Source organism: Pantoea sp. At-9b, assembly GCF_000175935.2.
In the GTDB taxonomy this organism is placed as follows: Bacteria; Pseudomonadota; Gammaproteobacteria; order Enterobacterales; family Enterobacteriaceae; genus Pantoea.
The window spans coordinates 195,824-215,874 of record NC_014840.1; the positions used below are offsets into that span (position 1 = coordinate 195,824).

The 20,051-nt window shown below is 50.9% G+C and carries 19 protein-coding genes; 4 read left to right on the forward strand and 15 right to left on the reverse strand.

Annotated features, from left to right (window positions below; translation table 11 throughout):
* On the forward strand, positions 1–1,263 hold the full coding sequence (locus tag PAT9B_RS26675) for a cytochrome c (RefSeq protein ID WP_013512397.1): 1,263 nt from the start codon (positions 1–3) through the stop codon (positions 1,261–1,263).
* Positions 1,264–1,324: 61 nt separating this feature from the next.
* Here PAT9B_RS26675 and ydfG read toward each other — a convergent pair whose 3' ends face one another.
* Genes ydfG through PAT9B_RS29530 form a run of 5 tightly spaced genes read right to left on the reverse strand, consistent with a single transcriptional unit; the run spans position 1,325 to position 3,752 of the window.
* Positions 1,325–2,074: a bifunctional NADP-dependent 3-hydroxy acid dehydrogenase/3-hydroxypropionate dehydrogenase YdfG gene (gene ydfG / locus PAT9B_RS26680; RefSeq protein ID WP_013512398.1), complete on the reverse strand. Its 750-nt coding sequence runs from the start codon at positions 2,072–2,074 to the stop codon at positions 1,325–1,327.
* Between the two features lie 17 nt (positions 2,075–2,091).
* Complete coding sequence (locus PAT9B_RS26685; protein WP_013512399.1) at positions 2,092–2,277, reverse strand: tautomerase family protein; 186 nt, start codon at positions 2,275–2,277, stop codon at positions 2,092–2,094.
* 9 nt (positions 2,278–2,286) lie between these two features.
* Complete coding sequence (locus PAT9B_RS26690) at positions 2,287–2,835, reverse strand: YbhB/YbcL family Raf kinase inhibitor-like protein (protein WP_013512400.1); 549 nt, start codon at positions 2,833–2,835, stop codon at positions 2,287–2,289.
* A gap of 21 nt (positions 2,836–2,856) precedes the next feature.
* On the reverse strand, positions 2,857–3,150 hold the full coding sequence (locus PAT9B_RS26695) for a putative quinol monooxygenase (RefSeq protein ID WP_013512401.1): 294 nt from the start codon (positions 3,148–3,150) through the stop codon (positions 2,857–2,859).
* 26 nt (positions 3,151–3,176) lie between these two features.
* Entirely contained in the window at positions 3,177–3,752 is a 576-nt protein-coding gene (locus PAT9B_RS29530; RefSeq protein WP_013512402.1) for a cupin domain-containing protein, read from the reverse strand.
* Positions 3,753–3,913: 161 nt separating this feature from the next.
* Between PAT9B_RS29530 and PAT9B_RS26705 the strand changes: the two genes are divergently transcribed.
* A complete protein-coding gene (locus tag PAT9B_RS26705) occupies positions 3,914–4,246 on the forward strand; it encodes a helix-turn-helix transcriptional regulator (RefSeq protein ID WP_013512403.1) in 333 nt (110 codons plus the stop codon).
* Positions 4,246–4,878: a hypothetical protein gene (locus PAT9B_RS26710; protein WP_013512404.1), complete on the forward strand. Its 633-nt coding sequence runs from the start codon at positions 4,246–4,248 to the stop codon at positions 4,876–4,878. The genes PAT9B_RS26705 and PAT9B_RS26710 overlap by 1 nt, the downstream gene beginning before the upstream one ends.
* Here the strand turns inward: PAT9B_RS26710 and PAT9B_RS26715 are convergent.
* The 6 genes from PAT9B_RS26715 to PAT9B_RS26740 form a co-directional block, all read right to left on the reverse strand.
* The gene (locus PAT9B_RS26715) at positions 4,875–5,711 is read right to left on the reverse strand and encodes an aldo/keto reductase (RefSeq protein ID WP_013512405.1); all 837 of its coding nucleotides are present in this window, start codon (positions 5,709–5,711) and stop codon (positions 4,875–4,877) included. The two genes, PAT9B_RS26710 and PAT9B_RS26715, sit on opposite strands and share 4 nt — an antisense overlap.
* Positions 5,692–7,041 carry an NTP/NDP exchange transporter gene (locus PAT9B_RS26720; protein WP_013512406.1) on the reverse strand — a complete coding sequence of 450 codons (1,350 nt, stop codon included), beginning with the start codon at positions 7,039–7,041 and terminating at the stop codon, positions 5,692–5,694. The genes PAT9B_RS26715 and PAT9B_RS26720 overlap by 20 nt, the downstream gene beginning before the upstream one ends.
* A 142-nt stretch (positions 7,042–7,183) precedes the next feature.
* Positions 7,184–9,583 (reverse strand): membrane-bound PQQ-dependent dehydrogenase, glucose/quinate/shikimate family, encoded by a 2,400-nt coding sequence (locus PAT9B_RS26725; protein ID WP_013512407.1) that lies wholly within the window; start codon positions 9,581–9,583, stop codon positions 7,184–7,186.
* Between the two features lie 316 nt (positions 9,584–9,899).
* Complete coding sequence (locus PAT9B_RS26730) at positions 9,900–11,369, reverse strand: prolyl oligopeptidase family serine peptidase (protein WP_013512408.1); 1,470 nt, start codon at positions 11,367–11,369, stop codon at positions 9,900–9,902.
* 29 nt (positions 11,370–11,398) lie between these two features.
* Positions 11,399–12,751 (reverse strand): hypothetical protein, encoded by a 1,353-nt coding sequence (locus tag PAT9B_RS26735; RefSeq protein ID WP_013512409.1) that lies wholly within the window; start codon positions 12,749–12,751, stop codon positions 11,399–11,401.
* Entirely contained in the window at positions 12,751–13,404 is a 654-nt protein-coding gene (locus PAT9B_RS26740) for an O-methyltransferase (protein WP_013512410.1), read from the reverse strand. Before PAT9B_RS26740 ends, PAT9B_RS26735 begins: the two co-directional genes overlap by 1 nt.
* A gap of 116 nt (positions 13,405–13,520) precedes the next feature.
* Here PAT9B_RS26740 and PAT9B_RS26745 point away from each other — a divergent pair, with 116 nt between their 5' ends.
* The gene (locus PAT9B_RS26745) at positions 13,521–14,162 is read left to right on the forward strand and encodes a TetR/AcrR family transcriptional regulator (RefSeq protein ID WP_013512411.1); all 642 of its coding nucleotides are present in this window, start codon (positions 13,521–13,523) and stop codon (positions 14,160–14,162) included.
* A 99-nt stretch (positions 14,163–14,261) separates the two neighbouring features.
* On the opposite strand, the gene PAT9B_RS26750 is transcribed toward PAT9B_RS26745, so the two are convergent.
* From PAT9B_RS26750 to parA, 4 genes are all read right to left on the reverse strand, one after another.
* Positions 14,262–14,573 (reverse strand): hypothetical protein, encoded by a 312-nt coding sequence (locus tag PAT9B_RS26750; protein WP_223300527.1) that lies wholly within the window; start codon positions 14,571–14,573, stop codon positions 14,262–14,264.
* Positions 14,574–15,610: 1,037 nt separating this feature from the next.
* Positions 15,611–16,693, reverse strand: coding sequence for a RepB family plasmid replication initiator protein (locus PAT9B_RS26760; RefSeq protein WP_013512414.1), 1,083 nt, complete (start codon positions 16,691–16,693; stop codon positions 15,611–15,613).
* A 2,376-nt stretch (positions 16,694–19,069) separates the two neighbouring features.
* Positions 19,070–19,303, reverse strand: coding sequence for a plasmid partition protein ParG (locus tag PAT9B_RS26765; RefSeq protein WP_013512415.1), 234 nt, complete (start codon positions 19,301–19,303; stop codon positions 19,070–19,072).
* Positions 19,304–19,407: 104 nt separating this feature from the next.
* Positions 19,408–20,028, reverse strand: a complete 621-nt coding sequence (gene parA, locus PAT9B_RS26770) for a ParA family partition ATPase (protein ID WP_013512416.1) — start codon at positions 20,026–20,028, stop codon at positions 19,408–19,410.
* Positions 20,029–20,051 lie beyond the last annotated feature (23 nt).

Genomic DNA, 20,051 nt, shown 5'->3' on the forward strand with positions numbered 1-20,051 from the left:
ATGAAAATAAAACTGCGTTATCTGCTGATGGCGGGCCTGATGAGCGCCGCCGCGCAGGCGGCTGATAATCAGGATGCCGCGCTTATCGCCAAAGGGGAATATCTGGCTCGTGCCGGGGATTGCACTGCCTGTCACTCCATTGCCGGTGGTAAAGCGTTTGGTGGTGGCCTGGCGATTGCCAGCCCGATGGGGGTGATCTATTCCACCAATATTTCGCCTGATCCCGAAGCCGGTATCGGCAAGTACACCGAACAGGAATTTGCGGATGCGGTGCGTAAGGGGATCCGTCGCGATGGTAAACATCTCTATCCCGCGATGCCCTACCCGGATTATCGCGGCATTACCGATGAAGATATGCACGCGTTGTATGTCTATTTTATGCAAGGCGTCAAACCGGTGGCTGAAAAAGCGCCGGAAACGTCACTGATGTTCCCGTTTAGCCAGCGCTGGGGCATGTGGTTCTGGAATGTTGCGTTCACCGAAGATAAGCCGTTTGAACCCCGTCATTCCGTCCCTGACGACATCAATCGCGGTAAATATCTGGTGGAAACACTGGGGCACTGCGGTAGTTGCCACACCCCCAGGGGCATCGGCATGCAGGAGAAGGCACTGAATGAATCCAGTGACAAGTATCTCGCTGGTGGAGAGTTAAATGGCTGGCCTGTGCCCTCACTGCGCGGTATGCCAACCTGGAGTATCCAGAACATTACTGATTACCTCGCCACAGGTCGTAATGACTTTGCCTCCGTTGGCGGGGAAATGACCGGTGTGGTGGAGCACAGTATGCAGCATATGAATGATCAGGATCTGCATGCGATTGCGGCGTATCTCAAGTCATTGCCTGCGGATACTCCAGCCGTCAATCGTCGGGCTGATCCCGAGCAGGAAACCCGTAAGACTGCCGATGTTCTCACCCAAGGTCATAATCTGAACCCCGGGCAGATGCTGTATATGAACAACTGCGAAGCCTGTCACTGGACTGATGGTAACGGGGCCAAAGGGATCTTCCCGCGTTTGAACGGGGGTGATGTGGTGGTGGCAGATAACCCAACCGGTTTAATCAACATCATCCTGCAAGGGGCGCAAACCCCTTCAACACCGCAAGCACCGTCAGTTATGGCAATGCCCGGCTTTGCCTCCCGGCTAAGTGACGAACAGGTGGCGCAACTGGCAACATTTGTCCGTAGTGGCTGGAGTAACGATGCACCGGCAGTGTCGGCTAAAGAGGTGAAAAAGGTACGGGAAAGTCTGGCTAAACCTTAATGCAATCCCCGTAGTGGCGCGATAAATCGCGCCACTACGGTACTCAGCAATGAACCGTCTTTTACTCGCCTTTAAAGACCCGCAATCCGCCATAGGACTGGCAAACCGGCATCATTTCCAACGTATTGATATTCACATGCGCAGGCAGATTGCTGACCCACCAAATGGCTTCGGTGATATCTTCCGGCAACAGGGGTTGCGTATTGGCATAAGTCTGATCAACGCGCCCGGCATCACCCTTAAACCGCACGCTGGAGAACTCCGTCCCGCCGACCAACCCCGGTTCAATATTGGTGACACGCACCGCCGTACCCGCTAAATCGGTGCGTAAATTCAGGCTGAACTGCCGCACGAAAGCCTTGGACGCGCCATAGACGTTCCCACCCGCATACGGCCAGCTGCCCGCCGTCGAGCCGAGATTGATAATATGCCCGCGATTGCGTGCAACCATCCCCGGTAAAACCACCCTTGTCACATGCACCAGACCTTTGACGTTAACGTCTATCATCCGGTTCCAGTCATCCATATTGGCCTGCTGAGCAGGTTCCAGCCCCAAAGCCAGACCGGCGTTATTAATCAGCACGTCAATATCCCGCCATGCCAGCGGCAATTGTTCCAGCAGGCTATCCACTGCCAGTGAATCACTGACGTCCAGCCTGAGGGTGAAAATGTTGTCTCCGGCAATGGCTTTCAGGTCATCAAGACGTTCCTGCCGCCGTCCGGTGGCGATCACCCGGTGTCCATGTTGCGCATAACGCAGCGCCAAATCCCAGCCGAATCCGGCTGTCGCTCCGGTAATAAGAATAAGCATGACTACTGTCCTGGTAATTAGAGATCTTTAAATAAAACACCGCCGCGAGACTTGTGTTCTTTGTCCGTTTCAATCAGCGAAATAACAATGTATTCCTCTTTAACCGGTAACGCGTCTTTCACTGCCTGATAAATACCATCCATCAGTTTTTTCTTTTGTTCTGGAGTACGACCACTCACCATGTGCACAATAATTTCTGGCATGTTCTCACCTTATTGCTTTGGCATAATAAACTGGCCGACCAGACCCGCTGAGGCCAGAACGTGACCTTTCAGTTGCAACATTACCGCATCTCTTACCAGGCCTTTTTGCAGCGCATCAGGAGCATAATCAGTCGCAATTAGGGTGAAGTTATAGTTGTGAATATCACCCTTCACCGGAGGGCAAGGACCGGAATAACCCTGAATATTCTTCCCATTGGTGCCAGGGGTATAGCCGACAACGCCGGTCAAGTCCCCTTTAGCAAATTGATGGCGGCTACTGTCGATGCCGTAGCCAAGGAAATGGGTCATGCCCAGGCCGTTGGCCCCCTGCGGATCTTCAATCAGCAGCACATAGCTTTTGGTGTTGGCAGGTGCGCCACGCCAGCTCAACTGCGGTGAAATGTTTTGCCCCGGGCACTGGCCACCGCCACCCATCGCAACAGGTAATTTTCCTGCATTGTTGAACTGATTTGAGTGCAGCGTAAAGGGCGCTGCCAACGCCCCGGCAGAACATAACATCAGGCCTGCAAATAATCCTGCATGAACGCGTGATAACACGGTTTTCTCCTTTCTTCTGAATTATAAATCGATGCTTTTAATATCGGGTACAGCAGCCAGTAATGGATCAGTGTCAGCAATCAAGCGTTTAAAATGGGTTTGCTCGAAGTGATATTGAATCGCCTGTTCGCCTTGCCATTTTTCGTGGATCAGAAAGATATTCTCATCTTGCGTATTCTTATAAACATCGTAATGAATACATCCCTCTTCGGCGCGACTGGGAGCAATGCAGCGTTCAATAGCGTCAAATAATTCCTCCCCCTTTCCTTCCTGCGCAATAAACTTGGCAATAACCAGCTTAATATTTCCGCTCATCAGACTTTCTCTCGTATAAATATGATTTAAATCACTGTAATGCTGCTGTTAAAAAATCGGCGGGTACGATTGTCCAGTCTGTGATTTGACGCTCTTTGCCGCGTTTCCACATTGATCGCCGATCGGCAGACATCCCAGCTGTTGCTCTCGGGATAGCAGGCCAGAACCGAAAAATCCTGACTGCTTTGCAGCAGGCGCTGGCCAGTCCCCGCCGGTAAAAAAATCACATCACCCACCCTCGCTGGCACCACCTCGCCGTTATCGCCACCAATCTGCAACTGACCGTTGCCTGCCACCACGACAAAAATCACATGTGTGCTGCTGTGGAAATGCTGATACGCGAAGGGTTTTCCCTGCCATTGCTGCGACCATCCAGCCTTAATCAACCCGCCTGCGGCAGTCTCAGGCTGTGTCGTTCGGAAATGCATAACAGGTAAGGCGGGATTATTCGGCACCCACCCATCAGCTGACAGACGCCATTGATTGATCAGTTGCAACGGCATCGCGGTTGCACTGTTTGCGGCCCGCACGGCGAGAGTGGGTAAAAAGAAAGCCAGTAACGCCGAGTGCTGCAAAAAGTTGCGTCGGGTGAAGTGAGCCATATCCCTTCCTGAAATATTGTGGTCTGCCGGTACCGGAACAGATTGCAAAATCAACTATCCGGTCTCATTATCATACCTAGATAAACTAGGTATCAAGGCAACCTAAGTCAAGCTAAGATAACGGCGAAGTGTGTATCTATCTTTGTAAGCGGAAAATGACCATGAGAAGCAGTGCTGACGACAATCTGAAGAGCCATATTGAAATGGTCATACTTGCCGCGCTGGAGCGTGGCCCCAGTCATGGCTACGCATTAATTGAATTGATCCACCAGCTGACGGATGGCGTCCTTTCCTTCCAGGAAGGTACTGTCTACCCTCTTCTGCACCGCATGGAACAACGTGGCCTGATTGGCGCAGAGTGGGAGATTGCGCCATCTAAACGGAAACGCCGTGTTTATCAACTGACCAAAGAAGGTCAGCAGGAGTTGGTGAGAAAACGCGAAGCCTGGGATAGCTACTCCCTGGCTGTCTCCTCTTTATTGCAGAGGTCATAATGTCCACGCTGACTGAACTGCCAGAACCCGCTCAACGCTATCTGCTGGAGTTAAAGCATGAGCTACGTTTTGAACAGAAATATGCTGACAATATCTGTCTGGAGATCAGTGAGCATTTTTATGAAGCGGTAGAATGCAGCAACGATACTCCCGAAAAAGCGGCCCTGCGCGTGACGCAACGTTTTGGTTCCCCGCAAAACCTGGCCGCTGAATTTGCTGTGGTATTAATCACGCGCAAACTGCGCAACACCTTGTTTATCAATCTCGGCATCATTATCGCCATCGTGTTTGCCGTGTTTACCTGTCTAACCAATCACCACGGTGGGCCTGCGGTGATCACCGCCGCATTGAGCGGTTGTGTCACCTGGGCAGGTCTGCTGGCGATTCACCGCAACCAGCTTGAAGGGGTCCGCCTCTATCACTGGCTATGTACCCCGATGATTGCCTGTCAGACGACGTCATGCGCCCTGCTGTTGGCGCTGCTGTGGAACATTTTTAGCTCCCCCAACAGCTCCCTTTACTACCATTCTTTTGAATCGGCGGCGGTTGTGATCCTCGCCGCGCGGATGCTCCATTTGAAATTACGCAGCCGCAGCATGTGTGCGCTGTGGAAGAAAACCACGCAGCATTAACGCGTTTCCAGCGGCACCTTACGTGTGGGTGACGGGAAGGCTTCATCCAAGACGTTAAGATCTGCTGGCTGTAACTGCACGCTTAATGCGGCGGCATTCTCTTTGATATGTGCCGCCTCCCCTGACTCCGGTATGGCGATCATATTGCCGTTACGGATCACCCAGGCGAGCAGAATGGTGGAGGGACCGGTTTGATATTTAGCAGCCAGCTGGGTGATCAACGGATGGCGCAGCAGCGATGCCCCTTCACCACCCAGCGGGGAGTACGCCATCATTGGCATATGATGCTGGTTACACCAGGGGATCAAATCAAACTCAATGCCACGGCTCGCCGGGTTATAGAAAATCTGATTGGTTGCACAGCGATCGCCGTTCTCGGTAGCAAACAGATCCTCCATATCACTGACATCAAAATTGGAGACACCCCACGCCTTAATTTTCCCCTGCTGTTTCAGCTTCTCAAAACCTGACACCGCTTCAGACAAGATACTGCTGAAACGCCAGTGCAGCAGATAGAGGTCGAGGCAATCGGTGTTGAGTCGCTTCAGACTGTCATTACAGCTACGTTCCATCATCAGACGATTAGCGTGGTAAGGATAGATCTTTGAAACCAGATACACCTTATCGCGTAAGCCATTAATCGCTTTGCCAATTAATGATTCAGAACGGCCATCACCGTACATTTCGGCGGTGTCGATCACCTTTAGCCCGCTAGCAATACCGGCACGTAACGCATTGATTTCTGCCTGCGCGCTATGCCTGCCCTGACCCAGATGCCAGCTCCCCATGCCAATAGCGGGAACGTTCTGACCGTTAAGAGTGACTGTTTTCATGCAATGTCTCTTTGAGGGGATAAATGGTTTTCTCTTCCAGCTGTATCTGTTTGCGGCCCAACCACTGGCTGTTGACCAGCCAGATCAGCGAAAGGGGTAAGGCCAGCCAAAGCAGCATGCCGCCACTCATGCCTACGGCATTCATTGCCGCCCAACTCCATGCCCCTACCTGGTCACCGGCACGATACACAGCGGTATCAATCACGTTTTTGGCTTTGTATTTGTCTTCGCGTTTTAATACGGTGAACAGGACTTCGCGTGCCGGACGCGCCAGCGCAAAATTGCTGGCGCGTCTGAGCACGGAAAACATCACAATTGAAGCAGCCACCGGCCAGATCGACAGGCTGGCGAATCCCAGCAGCGTGATAATCGGCAGCAGACCGAGCACCAACTTAGTGCCATAACGCGCCATCAGACGGCTGGTGATAAATAACTGCGTCACCAGCGTCAGCACATTCACCACCAGATCAAGGGTGGCAAAAAAGGCGGTACGATCGCTGTCATACTGAAAAAGATGGCGTACCAGATCGGCCTGGCGGAAGTAGATCAGTGTTGAGGTGACCGAGTACAGCAACATGTACAGGCAGATGTTCAGCAAATAAGGCGATTGTGCAATCCGCACAATGCCTGAAAACACCCCGCCACCAAGCGGTTGCGTCTGGGCTGCGCCAGCATGGGTTGCATCCGCGAGATGAGTCACGCTGTTCAACCGCTTCACGCACACAACGGCACATTCCAGCAACACCGCTGCCAGCACGAACAGACCGATGGTATTGAAACGATGTACCAGCAACGCGGTGGTGGCCGATCCGACGATCGCCCCCAACGTGGCCCCGGCAGCCATCATGGCAAACAGCCTGCTGGCACGCTCACGCGAGAAAATATCGGCAACCAGTGACCAGAACACCGACACCACATAAAGGTTAAAGACCGACAGCCAGACGAAAAACACTCTCCCCAGCCACACCTGGGCAGCGACCGGCAGATAAAACTTCAGCACGGCAAAAATCAGTAAATGGCTGATAAAAAAACGATACACCAAAGGAATGAGCTTTTTGCGCGGCAGTTTACGAGACAGCGCCGCAAACGGCAGATTGAGGGCCAGCATCGCCAACAATGTGGCAGTGAACAGCCATTGCAGATTGTGCATTCCGCCATCAATACCAAAGGTGTCGCGGATCGGGCGCAGAACATAATAGGCAGATAACACGCAGAAGATGTAGATCATACAGACCAGCAACGCGCTCACTTCCTCTGCCTTGACGGGTGTCAGACGTAACCAGAAAGGCACTTTTAACTGACTGACAGGTTCAGTCGGCTGATTGCCCATAACGACTCCTGGATAAATAATGATTCCATGTCATCAGGTATCAAGCCGGATGACCCACTTACCTAGATAATCTAGGTAAGTGGGTTTTCACTGTCAAGAAATTGTGACCTGCTTCACAACAGGTCATTTAACGGAAGGGAAATCAGACCTTGTCAGGCAAGGCATAAGCGATAACTTCATCACCTTCTGGCGTCATCATGCCGTGATGACCACCCGCCATGATGATGAGGAACTGCTGTCCGTTCACCTCATAGGTCATCGGCGTGGCCTGTCCGCCAGCCGGAAGTTCGTCCTGCCACAATGTCTTACCGGTTTTCACATCAATAGCGCGCAAGTAGTCGTCGGTGGTCGCCCCCACGAACGCCAGGCCGCTTTGCGTGGTTAACACACCGCCGTTATTTGGCAGACCAATTTGCAGCGGCAGCATTGAATGCAGCCCCCAGGGACCATTACGTTCTGCGGTACCCAGTGGACGATCCCACAACGTTTTACCTGTCGCCAGATCAATGGCTTTGATCATGCCAAACGGCGGCTGTTTACAGATCACACCAATATTGGATACCCAGCCGGTGTTAACATCCTGACCGTAAGGCAGACCAGCCTGCGGACGATTACGTCCCGGTGGTGGGTTCTTATAGCGCGGGTCACCCATCCAGAACACACCCATCGCATCATCGGCTGCACGGGTCACCAGTTTTGAGTAACTTGGCAGATCGTTGTAGTTGGAGATGATAACGCCATTGTGTACATCAACCGAGATGCTGCCCCAGTCTGATCCGCCGTTGTTACCCGGATATTCAATCCAGGGTTTGTCCGCACTCGGTGGCGTAAAGATGCCCTGATAGTTCGCTTCACGATATTGGATACGGCATACCAGCTGGTCGATGGGAGAAATCCCCCACATCATTTTTTCGGTCAGGTCAGGTTTCTGCGTGTGGCTGTACAGTGAACGCGGCTGGGTCTTCGCGCGTTCTTCTGGCTCCACGCCGCCCTGTGGTGCCGGTTGCTCCTCGACCTTATGGAGGGGTTGCCCGGTACGGCGATCCAGCACCCAGAGATCACCCTGCTTGGTGGTTTCAATCAGTGCAGGCACCAGGCCTTTATCGGTCGGGAAATCCACCAGGCTCGGTTGTGCAGGTGAGTCGTAATCCCAGACGTCATTGTGCACAAACTGATATACCCAGCGCGGTTTGCCGGTGGTGACATCCAGTGCGGTGATGGAGGAGCTATATTTGCGCTCTTCTGCTGTTCGGGTTGAACTGTAGTAATCCCCCGCCGAGTTCGCCATCGGCAGATACACCAGCCCTAACTTTTCATCGGCCACGGCCGTGGACCACATATTCGGCGTGCCAAGTGAGTATGTTTTGCCCGCTGGCGGCGTGGTGGTGATATCCGGTTGTTCCATGTCCCATGCGAAGCGTAACTGACCGGTGACCGCATCATAACCGCGCACCACGCCAGAAGGCGCATTGCGCAGTTGGCCGTCCATTACCTGTTGACCCGTGACCACGACGCCCTTCACCACCGTCGGTGCCGCCGTAACCGAAACGATACCCGCAGGCCATTTGCCCATCCCATCCATCAAATCAACAAAGCCGTGATGACCAAAGTCCTGGCACAGTTCACCGGTCCGGGCATCCACCGCCGCCAGTTTGGCATCCAGCGTTCCCACAATAATGCGCTGCGAGCAGCTCTGATCGGCTGGGACGGCTGGATTTTCATAATAAGCCACGCCACGACAGGCCGAGTTGGGCGGAGAGGATTCTGCCGGGGTTTGCGGATCGAACATCCATTTCTGTTTACCGGTGGCGGCGTCAATCGCGAACACTTTATGGCGGATCGTACAACCATACACCACATCACCAATCTTGATGGGTGTCAGCTCGTTACCAAAATTCGGCGTATGTGCTTCACCGGTGTGGTAGACCCAGACACGTTTCAACTGGCTGACATTTTGCGGGGTGATCTGCGTCAGCGCAGAGAAGCGCTGGGCACCGTGACCACCGCCATAGGTCGGCCAGTCCTGCGCGGCTGGCGTGGTGACATTGTCAAAATAATTCCCTGGCGGCGTCGTCGCCGCCTCAACCGGATAGGGTTGCTGCGCCAGCGGGATGGCAATTGCCAACCCCACCACCGTTACCACCAGCAAACCCACACCATAACGCCGATAACCGCGTGCACCATCAGCGCGGTGGGCTGGCATCAGCACCACCGTGATAATCAGGAATAGCAGGGCCAGATCGAGGCGAGGCACCAACGCCCAGCCATCAAGACCCGATTCCCACAGGGACCACAGCAGTGTGGCAATGAAACTGATCAGGTACAGATACAGTCCACTCGCGCGACGTAATACCGCCAGTAAACCCGCAACAATCCACACACCCCCCATCACCAGGTAGTAGGGACTGCCAGAGAGCCGAACCAGTTTAAAGCCCGGTACGGCAAGGATGACGCCGGTGAGAACCAGCAAAACGCCATATCCCAGCGTGCACCATCCTCGCCAGCCTGAGATCCTGGTATTTCCTTGAAATGATGAATTCATGAGTAAGCTCAATGAGTAAGTTGATGACAGGCTGGCGGTGCCGTCTTTTGCAGATACGAGAAGTAAGCGTTGATACCGCCAGCAGGGTTACATGTCTGCAACATTAAAAGATTGTTGTTGTAACAATTTCCTGCATGCCTATATAATCTAGGTATCAACGGATGGGAATGTCAATAGATTTCGCAGAGAATAAACAAGGATAACCACATGATTAATTTGGTTTTTATTCAAATATCATGTGGTGGTTTGCGCAGTCTAATTATCGTTCAGCTGTCATGGATGCTCACTCAATGGGTGGCATCAGGAGGGGGGAAGATCACGACTTTTGTTGTTTAAACAACCATGCCCGCGCCGCATTGATATAGAAAAACTTACGAGCAGACGCCATATGGTCAACGCCCTTAAAGGTCAAAAACGTGATGTTCCCGCCTTCATCAAGGTAATGGTTTACCTGCTCGGTCAGCTTCTGCTGATTGTTAATCGGGAAGATCAGGGTCGGGTCCAGCAATTCGCTCGGCCGCGTCACCTTACCGCCGCCCTGCTCCCACACCGGTAAGCATTTTTCATTCCACGGCGTCGCTTTGTTGTCATCAGATCCGGTGATGATCAGCAATTTCTGCTGCGCCAGGGTCGCGACATCTTTAGGACGCTGTTGCCCGGCAATAATCAGGCCGGCAGCGAAGGTTTCCGGGTGTTTTGCCATCAGCCACAAAGATGTCATCGCTCCCATTGACCATCCGGTGCAGTAAACCCGTGAGGCATCAATTTTCAGGACCTTGTCTGCGCGATCCTCAAGATTGGGGTTACCGTAGTCCCAGGTGTTACTGAGCAAAGATTGCACCAGTCGCCAGGTATTCTCGACATCACTGGTGTGCTCCCAGTAATCGTTCATGGTGGTACGCTCGTAACGCGGTGTAACCACCACACATTCATGCAGATCCTGCTCTTCCGGCATGCTCCAGATCGACGCAATGCATTGTTCAGTCAGCGTCTGGGCACAGGTGCCGTCATAACTGGTGCCGGAGTGGGTGATGGCCAACACCAGCGGATAGGACTGCTTCTCTCCTCCGGGTTTGAGGAACGACTTCGGTAGATAGATGCTGTATTCAAGCCACGCTGAGCGGGTGTCGTCCCACCACCAGTGATTTTGCTCCCAGTCATCAACACCGCGAATAACAACATTGTTGCCATGTGAACCGGTGTTACTCCACGGTGTAGGGTGGGCGGCATAGATCTGACCGGCGAGCGTTTTGACGCTGTTAACCTGTGTCAGCGAGACGATGTCGCTGTCCTGTGTTGGTAGGCTAAGATCCGGGTCATGTGCAAATTCAGCAATCACATAGCGTCCGGTTACGCTGGATTGCCCCGCCAGTAGCGCTGGCTCAGCATTGGTGTAAATCGTTTTGATCGCACGGGGTACTGGCGCAGCCTGAGTGGCATTTTTGTCGGGTTCATTGGGCATACCGGCAAAAAAACCCTCTGCGGCCGGTACCACTCCGGCTTTAAAGGTTGAAAGCGACAGACTGGTCGGATCGATATCCGTATCATATTCAGCGGCAATACCGTAAACCTTTTCCCCACCGCCCGTGACTTCGCACAGTGCAAAAATACGTTGTAAACCCGGCCCTTTACCCGCGCCATCATCCTTGCTGGTCGTATTGGTCGATGCCGCCATAAATCCATTTTTATTCGCGGCAACCGCCTGACGAGTAATCCCGGTTGCGGAGACGACCCCCGCAAGGGCCGTCCCGGCTACCATAAAGGTTCTTCGTGACATATTTGCCATAATTTATCTTCCTGAATGAAGTTTGTACGTCATGCAGGTAAAGCCCGCATATGTTTTAACTGATTAATGATCGCCTGGGCTGCCACTTCACCGGCTCCAGGTGCAAAAGGTGAGGAACGGGCTTCATAGGTAAAGCGATCGTAACTGCTGCTATCAGGCAGGTATTTAGCCGCCCCATCCACCATCGTCATCACAAAGGTCTGTGCAAAAGGGGACGCTGCGCGAATATGTGCACCGAGGCAGGCAGAGAGTTCAGGCTGTACGCCGACTAACGCGCTATCTCCCCACTGCATCACCACCACCGGCAGCGTGCTCACACCGCTGACCTGATAATCAAATGCCTTAACCGGCCCGGTTGGCGCATTGCGCGGGGAGAAAATTTGCGCTTTAACGGTAATTTGCTGCCGTGCGAGCCTGAAGATGCCACCTGGCTCAGGGCTGACACTCTCGGCGATACGAATAACCTCCTCGCCCAAACGCTGACCGAATAAATCCAGCAGCGTGAATCCCTTTTCATGCATATCAATACGACTGGCGCTGCCATCTTTATTGACAACATGACGACTGGCTTGCAGATAGGGAACCTGATCTCCGGCGCATCCCACAAGATAGAACGCCACGGTGCCACTACCATAATGGCCTTCGACATATCGGCAGGTTGCCCCCGCGAGATCTGCGCTCATCAGACGTCCCCCGGCTGCGGTTTGAGATGCATCCATTACCGCCGGTTGCACCGCATAATTGATCAGAATGGCCAGGGGATGGCCGTCCTGCGCGGTCAGGCGAATCAGTCCTACATGCGGATCGGTATAACCGGCATCATCAGCACCAAGCCACCAACCCGCCGGCGTATTGATATTACGATTGACACCCATTCTGCTGAGGCCATTTCCGATGCCGAGCTGGACCGGCTGTAAAGAACGTAGCGCCTGCGTTGCGGCGGTGCGCAAGGCCTGCTCAAAGGCGGTGAGAACCGCGGGTGTCCGTACAGCCTGCGAGGACTCGGTAAAAATATGTGGTGTTGAGAACGAGTGGCTGGCATTGATGGTGGCGTTCGCCGCTGCGACGCCGCATACCTCTGCCAGTATAGACTTCATCCGGGCAATCACGTCCTGCGTCAGTGACGTCAGGTCAACCACCACAATGGCCTGACGTTGGCCTGCCTGTTGCAGCAACAACACTCGAGTCTCCAGCGAGTCATGCTCACCCACAAAATCATCCAGCGGATATAATCCGGTCAGTACAACACTCGCCCGCCCTACGCCCGCATTTAGCATCTTGTTGCTTCCGGTGATCAGGGCCGAAAAACCAGGCGTCAACATCGCTGCTGCCCCCAGCCCCACGCCCGCCTGAATGAAATGTCGTCGACTAAACGTCACCATTATGCGACCTTCACGGCCAGTTCTGTCCCACGCTTGATGGGCAGTGTGACCGAGATGAAACCATTGGCCGGGTTACGGATATACTCGAGGAAATCAGGTTCCGCGTTGTCATTCAGGACGTAACCCCCCACACGTAACTGCGGTGCCATGATCTCAATCACCTGTCTCGCCAGGGTCGGGCCTTCAGCCAACGGCCAGCCATCGATCAACACAAAATCGACTGGCCCACCGGTATCTTTAAGCGTCTCGCGTGCATCACCAATGCGGATATCTACGTAACTATCCAACCCGGCGGCCGCCAGATTGCGCTGTGCGGTGGCGGCTTTCGCAGCCACCAGTTCGGCCCCAATGACCTCACCGCCACCATTGTCGCGCATGGCAGCAGCGAAATAGAGGGCAGACATGCCAACGGAGGTGGCAAAGTCCACTACCCTTGTCGCTTTCATCGCACGACATAACAGATAGATAAGGTCGCCCTGTTCGGGATGAATCGAAAAGCCATAATCAGCAAACATCTCCGGGTCCGGCGCGCCCGGTCCGGCAAACGCGGCTGCATCCGGGCGTTTCCTTCGAGCGTTCATCTGGTTGAGCACATCTAAAATCAGCGGATCACGGATGGCTGAGGAGGATTGAGTAAACGATTCCGATTTCATGGACGTTCTCCAGGGTTACGATAAAATCTGCATTTGCTGGAAAATATCCTGTACCATTTATCGGTACTTATCAAGTACCGTATTTGTGACGAAGATTAACGGAAGACACAGTTAACATGACAAGTAGTGACTCATTACCCACACGCGGTCGCCCCAGAACCCAGGATGCCGCCAGCCGACGTCAGAGCATCATCGAAAGTGCTTACCGCGCCTTCGTGGAACTGGGTTTTGCCAGCACCAGTACAGCGGAAGTTGCCCGGCGAGCAAAAGTCTCGAAGCGAACGCTGTATGAGGTCTTCAGCGATAAACAGGCACTGTTTGCTGCGGTGATCAGCGAACATCGCCATCTTTTGCTTGATTTGCCCAGACCCAAGGATGAAGTGTGTGCATTGGACGAATGTCTGTTTCGAATTTTTCGCCTCGACATCAGCGAAGAAGAATCTCAGGAGCGGGAAGCGATTCTACGATTGATGACGCGTGAATCCATTCTCTTTCCTGAACTGTCTGATTATCTCTATGAAACCAGAGCGGTGAGTTCGCGGGAATTGCTTATGGACTGGTTAGTAAGTACCGCCAGCACGAAAAATTTGCCCCTCGACGATGTGGAAATCTGTGCCGGAATGCTGATGGATGTGGTTTTTGGCGCACTTTTGCCTCACCGACGAGTAGAAGACAGCAAACAAAAAAAGGCGATCACAGCACATATAAAAAGACGCATCCAGATCACGCTGTGTGGTATGGCGTGGTTACCTACGTGACATCGAAGATTAGCATCAACTTTCTGATTTTTCTGTCGCTAGTCTTACCTGATGGGATGCTGCCCGCCGCCAGGCGGGCCTTGCCGCCACGTTAAACCGTTAAAATGTCACACCCACCAGCATAAGCGCGATAAGAATGCTGATAGCCACCGCCACCAGCGTTTCCGCAACAAGTAACGCAATAAGGGAATTCTGGCGGGATCCCCAGGCACCGGATACATATTGCCTCCCACGCTGCGCTTTGAACCGTCGGATATGCATCACGTCTCTGATGTTACTGGCCACCCGCCACCACATGATAATGACAGTGGTGATCAGTACACACAGCATGCTCCAGTCCTTGAATGTCATGCCTTCCACAAATGTCAGAAACCTCTCTCTCATCTGGATTATTCTCCTGAGTTCAGCCATACCACTAACTCGTTTATGGACAACATGAAAATACGGGAACATGAATGAAACAGGCATGGCCGTTCAGACCACGATCTTCACCAGTACGTTACATCTCTCAGCTTCAGGACAGTCAGGAGGCCGACGACGAGCACCACCGCGATCTCGACGACCAGCAAAACATAGACGGGGATCAGTCGAGCCCCCCAGATCCGGCATGCATAGTAGCTCCCGCGTTTCATGCCTAATCGACGGAGATGCAGAATCTCTCTAACATTGCTGCCCACTCGCCAGAGAATGAGTAGGGACACCGTAATCATCGCCACATGTATCAACCATTCCCGGAACGTCATTTCCACGGCTAAGCTAAACAGCCTGCTAACCATCAGAATTGTTCTCCCTACAAAGGAAAAGCCACGTTATTACCTCGTTAAGGAAGTACAGAGCCGCGCCAAAAAGTCCCATCATTAGCTAAAACAGGCTTCTGGCTTTAGCATGTTAATCGACATTAACTGTACCGTACAGTTTATTTATAAAAGATATTTTGCCGTGCCTGACAGGAAGCCTACTTTCCGAATGACTACTGTGGAGAGTAACGGCAGAACGTTAGCATAACCACTATGGAGAGTAACCACCGTTTTCAGGATGACTACTGTGGTGAGAATTACATGATCAGAGGGATACCCACACCTGATTTAATACGTGGGATAAGCGCTTTCCATTAACCTACCATTTCGATGTTAGTGATCACTAACACGTGATGAACAAAGGCCTGACAAGTTAGTAAGTACCAGGGGGGTTGTGAAATGAGAAACTAATGCGTTGCTCTTTATCTCTCTATAGTGGTCATCTCTAGCCTGTGTTTATGCCTGCTTTCTCTCTACAGCGGTTTCCTTCCGGGGAGACAAATGACCACTATAGAGAGCAATAAAGACTACTATAGCGAGTGAACTCCTACATAAGCTTAGTGGAATAAACGCAAAAGACTGCTGTAGCGAGAAGCATCTCACTACAGCATTGAGGGATGGGTTTAAGCAAATTGGCGCTAACCTGGCTGGTCAGCTTTTTTTGGTTTTCCTGATGGTTTCCAGGATGGCAAGTTCTTCATCGGAGAGCATAACCATTTTGCCTGCTGGTTCTTCTTTCGTTTTCTTCGCTCTCGCCGCTGGCTTCGCCCTCACCTTCTGCTTAATCGGAACGATATCAATCTCACCATCCAGATCGTCCTCGCCAAGTTCAGGGAGACTCAAAGGGATGTTTGCCGGTCTGAGTTTGGGCTGTCGATAATGAATGGAGAAGTAGACGGTACTGGCGCGCTTAAACTCGGTGTAATCGAGGTAGCCAATCTCTTTGAGCTGCTCCATCGCCTTTCTGACCGTCGCATACTGGGTGTTTGGACGCGAAGTCAGGTTTAACCGCGCCTGTAAGCGTTGCATGGACACAGGAGCAGGATCCGGGGGCAGACTCTCAATAAAGGTATAAAGGGCCTGCGCGGACTCTTTACGCGCCAATTCGTTAATGGCACGGAGCTGAAGCAATACCTTACGATCAAACTGATACAGTTCGAAGATCTTGGGATCCGCCTGCAACGTGACAGTGTCATTTTTCACACTGTATTTTGCAGACTGCACCAGATGCGTAACGTAATACTCTCCCTCTTTATTGGTAAAGTGGATGGTATTCGTCGCAATACGCGTCAGAGAGGCTTCCAGACGTGTTCTAAGCTTTGCGGAGGAGCGAAGTGAGGGAATGCCACAGAGTTTGGCAAAATCAACGAAAGGCAGCGTTACGCTGTCTCCCAGCACCTTGTACTTGGCAAACGCATGAATGATCCCCACCCATGCTTTGAAGTCGTTGTCCATATCAAGACGCGCGCCGGTGATCTTGATATTTTCGTACCCTTCAGCTTTAACGATCGTCAGCTGCTTCAGCTCATCAGTGACATCCATGGTGGATAACTGATTTTTTCTGCCATTCGCAGTGGATTTGAGGGTTGGAACGAAGAGCCCCAGCCTCATTAACGCCACCGGTTGAACAGTGTTATTACTGTTCGGCGTGAGGTGCACAACCTCGCCGGTTCGTTTATCCGTTTCACTGAAGGCCTCAGCTATCAGTTTGTTTTCTTGTTCTTTTTTCGGCATTTGAAAAATCCGTGATCTGAACAAGCGATGATCGCCGTTACTCGATATTGGGGATACTAGCACTCACTACAGCGGTTATTCTACTCACTACAGCAGTTTAATTGCTCTCCATAGTAGTCATTTAACTCGCTACAGAAGTCTTTTTTACTCTCTACAGCAGTCTTTTTTTGATGTAACTTATTATAAATCATATCCTTGGATAATTAACAAAGTAACGTGACACCTGCAACATCTGGCGGATCGTTTATTAGATCCTGGTTATGGGTGATTTCTGATGGCTCTTTTAATGATTTTGCTGCGCAATTTGCTGTGCATAACTCTATGAAACTTAATCACAGTGAATTTAGAGGGTCAGTTGATAGCAGTAAGGACGCAGCGTAGCTCGAACTTTGCGCGTATTGACTTATAAACAACCAAATCAGATAGTTACTCACTACAGCGGTCATGAACAACTCGGCATAGCAGTCATCTACACTCTCTGTAGCAGTCAATTAGCTCAACACAGCAGTCATTTCTCTCTCCATAGCAGTCGTCAACATCCCTCTAAGCCATATCTATCAAGGGTTTCAGAGGTGATGGGATCTGTTAAGGATCTAAATGGGATCATATTAGGATCGAATAATTGGATCGGGCCTGTGGATAACGAGGACAAGGCTTCCCTGGATTGATATGCATCTGCGTCCTGTTGCTGGTCAACAATTCATAGATATCGATCGGAATGCTTCTACTCTGGAGAGATCAATGATCCGCATTTTGTCATGGTGGCATAAAAAACAGACCTCATCAGACGCAGCAGCAGCAGTTTAAAATGACCACTGTAGTGAGTGTATGACCACTATAGAGAGCAACGGATAATAGATCCGGTTTTAGTGATTCAACGTCAGTGAGCAAGGGCACTTTTCTACAAACCCCCTCCTCACAATCTGCTGCAAAAAACAGAAGACCACTGTAGTGAGTAAACTTACTCGCTATAGTAGTCATCGGCAACGATGCATTTCATCCCTAAATCCTGGGCTTGCCAGAAGAGTTATCAGTTGGTGGGAGAGCTGTTTTGTCCTGATTGATCTACACGGCTAACGATGAGGACGTCGAGTGTGTTTATCTTTCACCACCCGGCTTCAGAATGGGATGTGTTGAATTGCTCCACGTTGTTCATAACTTTGCACGGTAAGCCTTCTCGACGCTCTCATAACACAGTTCAAATCGATAGCCGTAAAGAGTGAACGGATCAAACGTGCATCCTTGCCATTTTTTCGCTGTACAGCTGGATTACATGTGGAAGATGGGTGCATCAAAAAGCTGAGTAAGCAAAAAACGCTTGCGGCAGGTTACCCGTCGCCAATATTTAAACTCGCACGCCGGTGTTACTCATTCTTTGGCTGTACAGCCTTCACTATCGAATCATTGCATAGTAAGAACCGCATCGAGGCTACGGCTTTTTCTGCTTTCGTTTTCTACGCATGAATGATGACGCAACCATTCTTGAGAATTGGTCGTAATACGTTGCTGTTGTTTTGCCGGGATGTCGACACTAGACCGGTGATGTACATAGCGATGTTTTGCGTATCCATCACCTGAATTCATACCGAAGCCCCTGCCCTCTGTTTTCTGCCAGTCTCTAGTAAGTAAGGGGTGTGCGCAGGCTTACCTTTGACTCCGGTGCTAATAATGCAGTTTTGAGTAAAAGCTCAAATGAGTAAATGAAGATATGCTTTTCTCATTATGAACAATAAGTTACATCACATCATGTAAAACACGGTTCACACTCAACTACTCAACTACTCAACTACTCAACTACTCAACTACTCATTTGAGTAAAGCGAATCATCCCCCCACTTCTGCCGAGCGATTATCATTTCATACTGAAAGCGAGCATTCAGCCTTGGTAGTGTTGCGAATGAAGGGTGCATAGTGGACCCAGAGAATAACTCATGAGTAAGTGAGTAAGTGAGTAAGTGAGTAAGTGAAATTATGTGTAAATGCTGATCTGAGTAAAAGCTCAATACCCTGTTTATGAGCGAACTTTTCTCTGAACTTGATGATAAAGCGCAACGGTTCTGTACGAGGTACAGCTTCTCAGGTTCCGATGGCGATCCTGCTCGCTAATGTGAAAAGCATGACTGTTACTGGTTTGAATGCAGGATTGAACATAGCAACGATGGGAAAAGGGACTTCATTTGAGTAAATACACATAAGGTTATATGAGTATTTACTCACTTACTCAAAGGAAGTAATGCGTTTTTACTCAACATGCCTAAAGATCGCAGCTTGGTTCAGACAGGTATGTATATGTTAATTCACTCAAATGTGTGTTTACTTATTTGAGTATAAACTCATTTACATATATGAGTTTGGGCTATACTCTCAAAAGCTCATTTACTCATTATCGTTAAGCCATTGATCTACAAGGTCATTAATAACCACTGTAATGTTGGTTCCACGTTTGGCGCAAGCGGCTTTGAAGCGAGCATGCTTAGCTTCGTCAAAGTTTACATTAACTCGTTTCTGCTTATCTGAACCCGGCAACACCGGAGAAGAGACAATCTTACTGATATCTCTGTGCTCACCAAAAGTCATCGTTGCTGATGAATGCTTCTTTTGCAGTGCCATAATCGTCATCCTTCTTAGTGAGTATTTGTGTAAAAGCAATTTTACTTAAATGAGTATATACCCATATGAGTATAAGCGTATATGAGTATTAACTCATTAAGAGGTTACTCGAAAAACGACTCAATCTCTCTTGTCAGGATTTGGATTTCGCCTTTTGCTGCACCATCTGACGTCTCAAACACGCTATCACCATCGAGGACAGATTTAACGTAACTCTGGCGTTGATTAATCGCCGTTTTCAGCGCCTTAATGCCGGTCTGGGCAATGCTGTCCTTGAGGACACTGAGCATTTTCGCTTGCTCAATCTTACGCGTAATCAGGAAACGGGCTTCAACCGGGCGATTATATGCCTGCGCTTCAAGTACTGTGACGACGGAACCAGAGGCCGAGAAATCCAACGGGCTTGGTGTTACAGGGATAATGATGAGATCACTGACCATCACTGCCGCAGAAGTAATGACGGAAAGAGAACCCGCACCATCAATAATGACGTAGTCATACTCACTAAGTTCTTTACGCACCTGGTAGACATCTTTTTCTGAAGAGGCGGTATAGACATCAAAGCGCGCTTTTTCGTTCCGGTTCCAGTTTGTCAGACTCATCTGCGGGTCGGTGTCGACTACCGCAACTTTTTTACCACTGGCTGCAAGGCAGCTGCTGACATTAATGGTGACGGTAGTTTTTCCAGAACCGCCTTTAGGGTTCAGGAAGGAAATAATTTTCATGCTCAAATCCTCAATGTCTCATA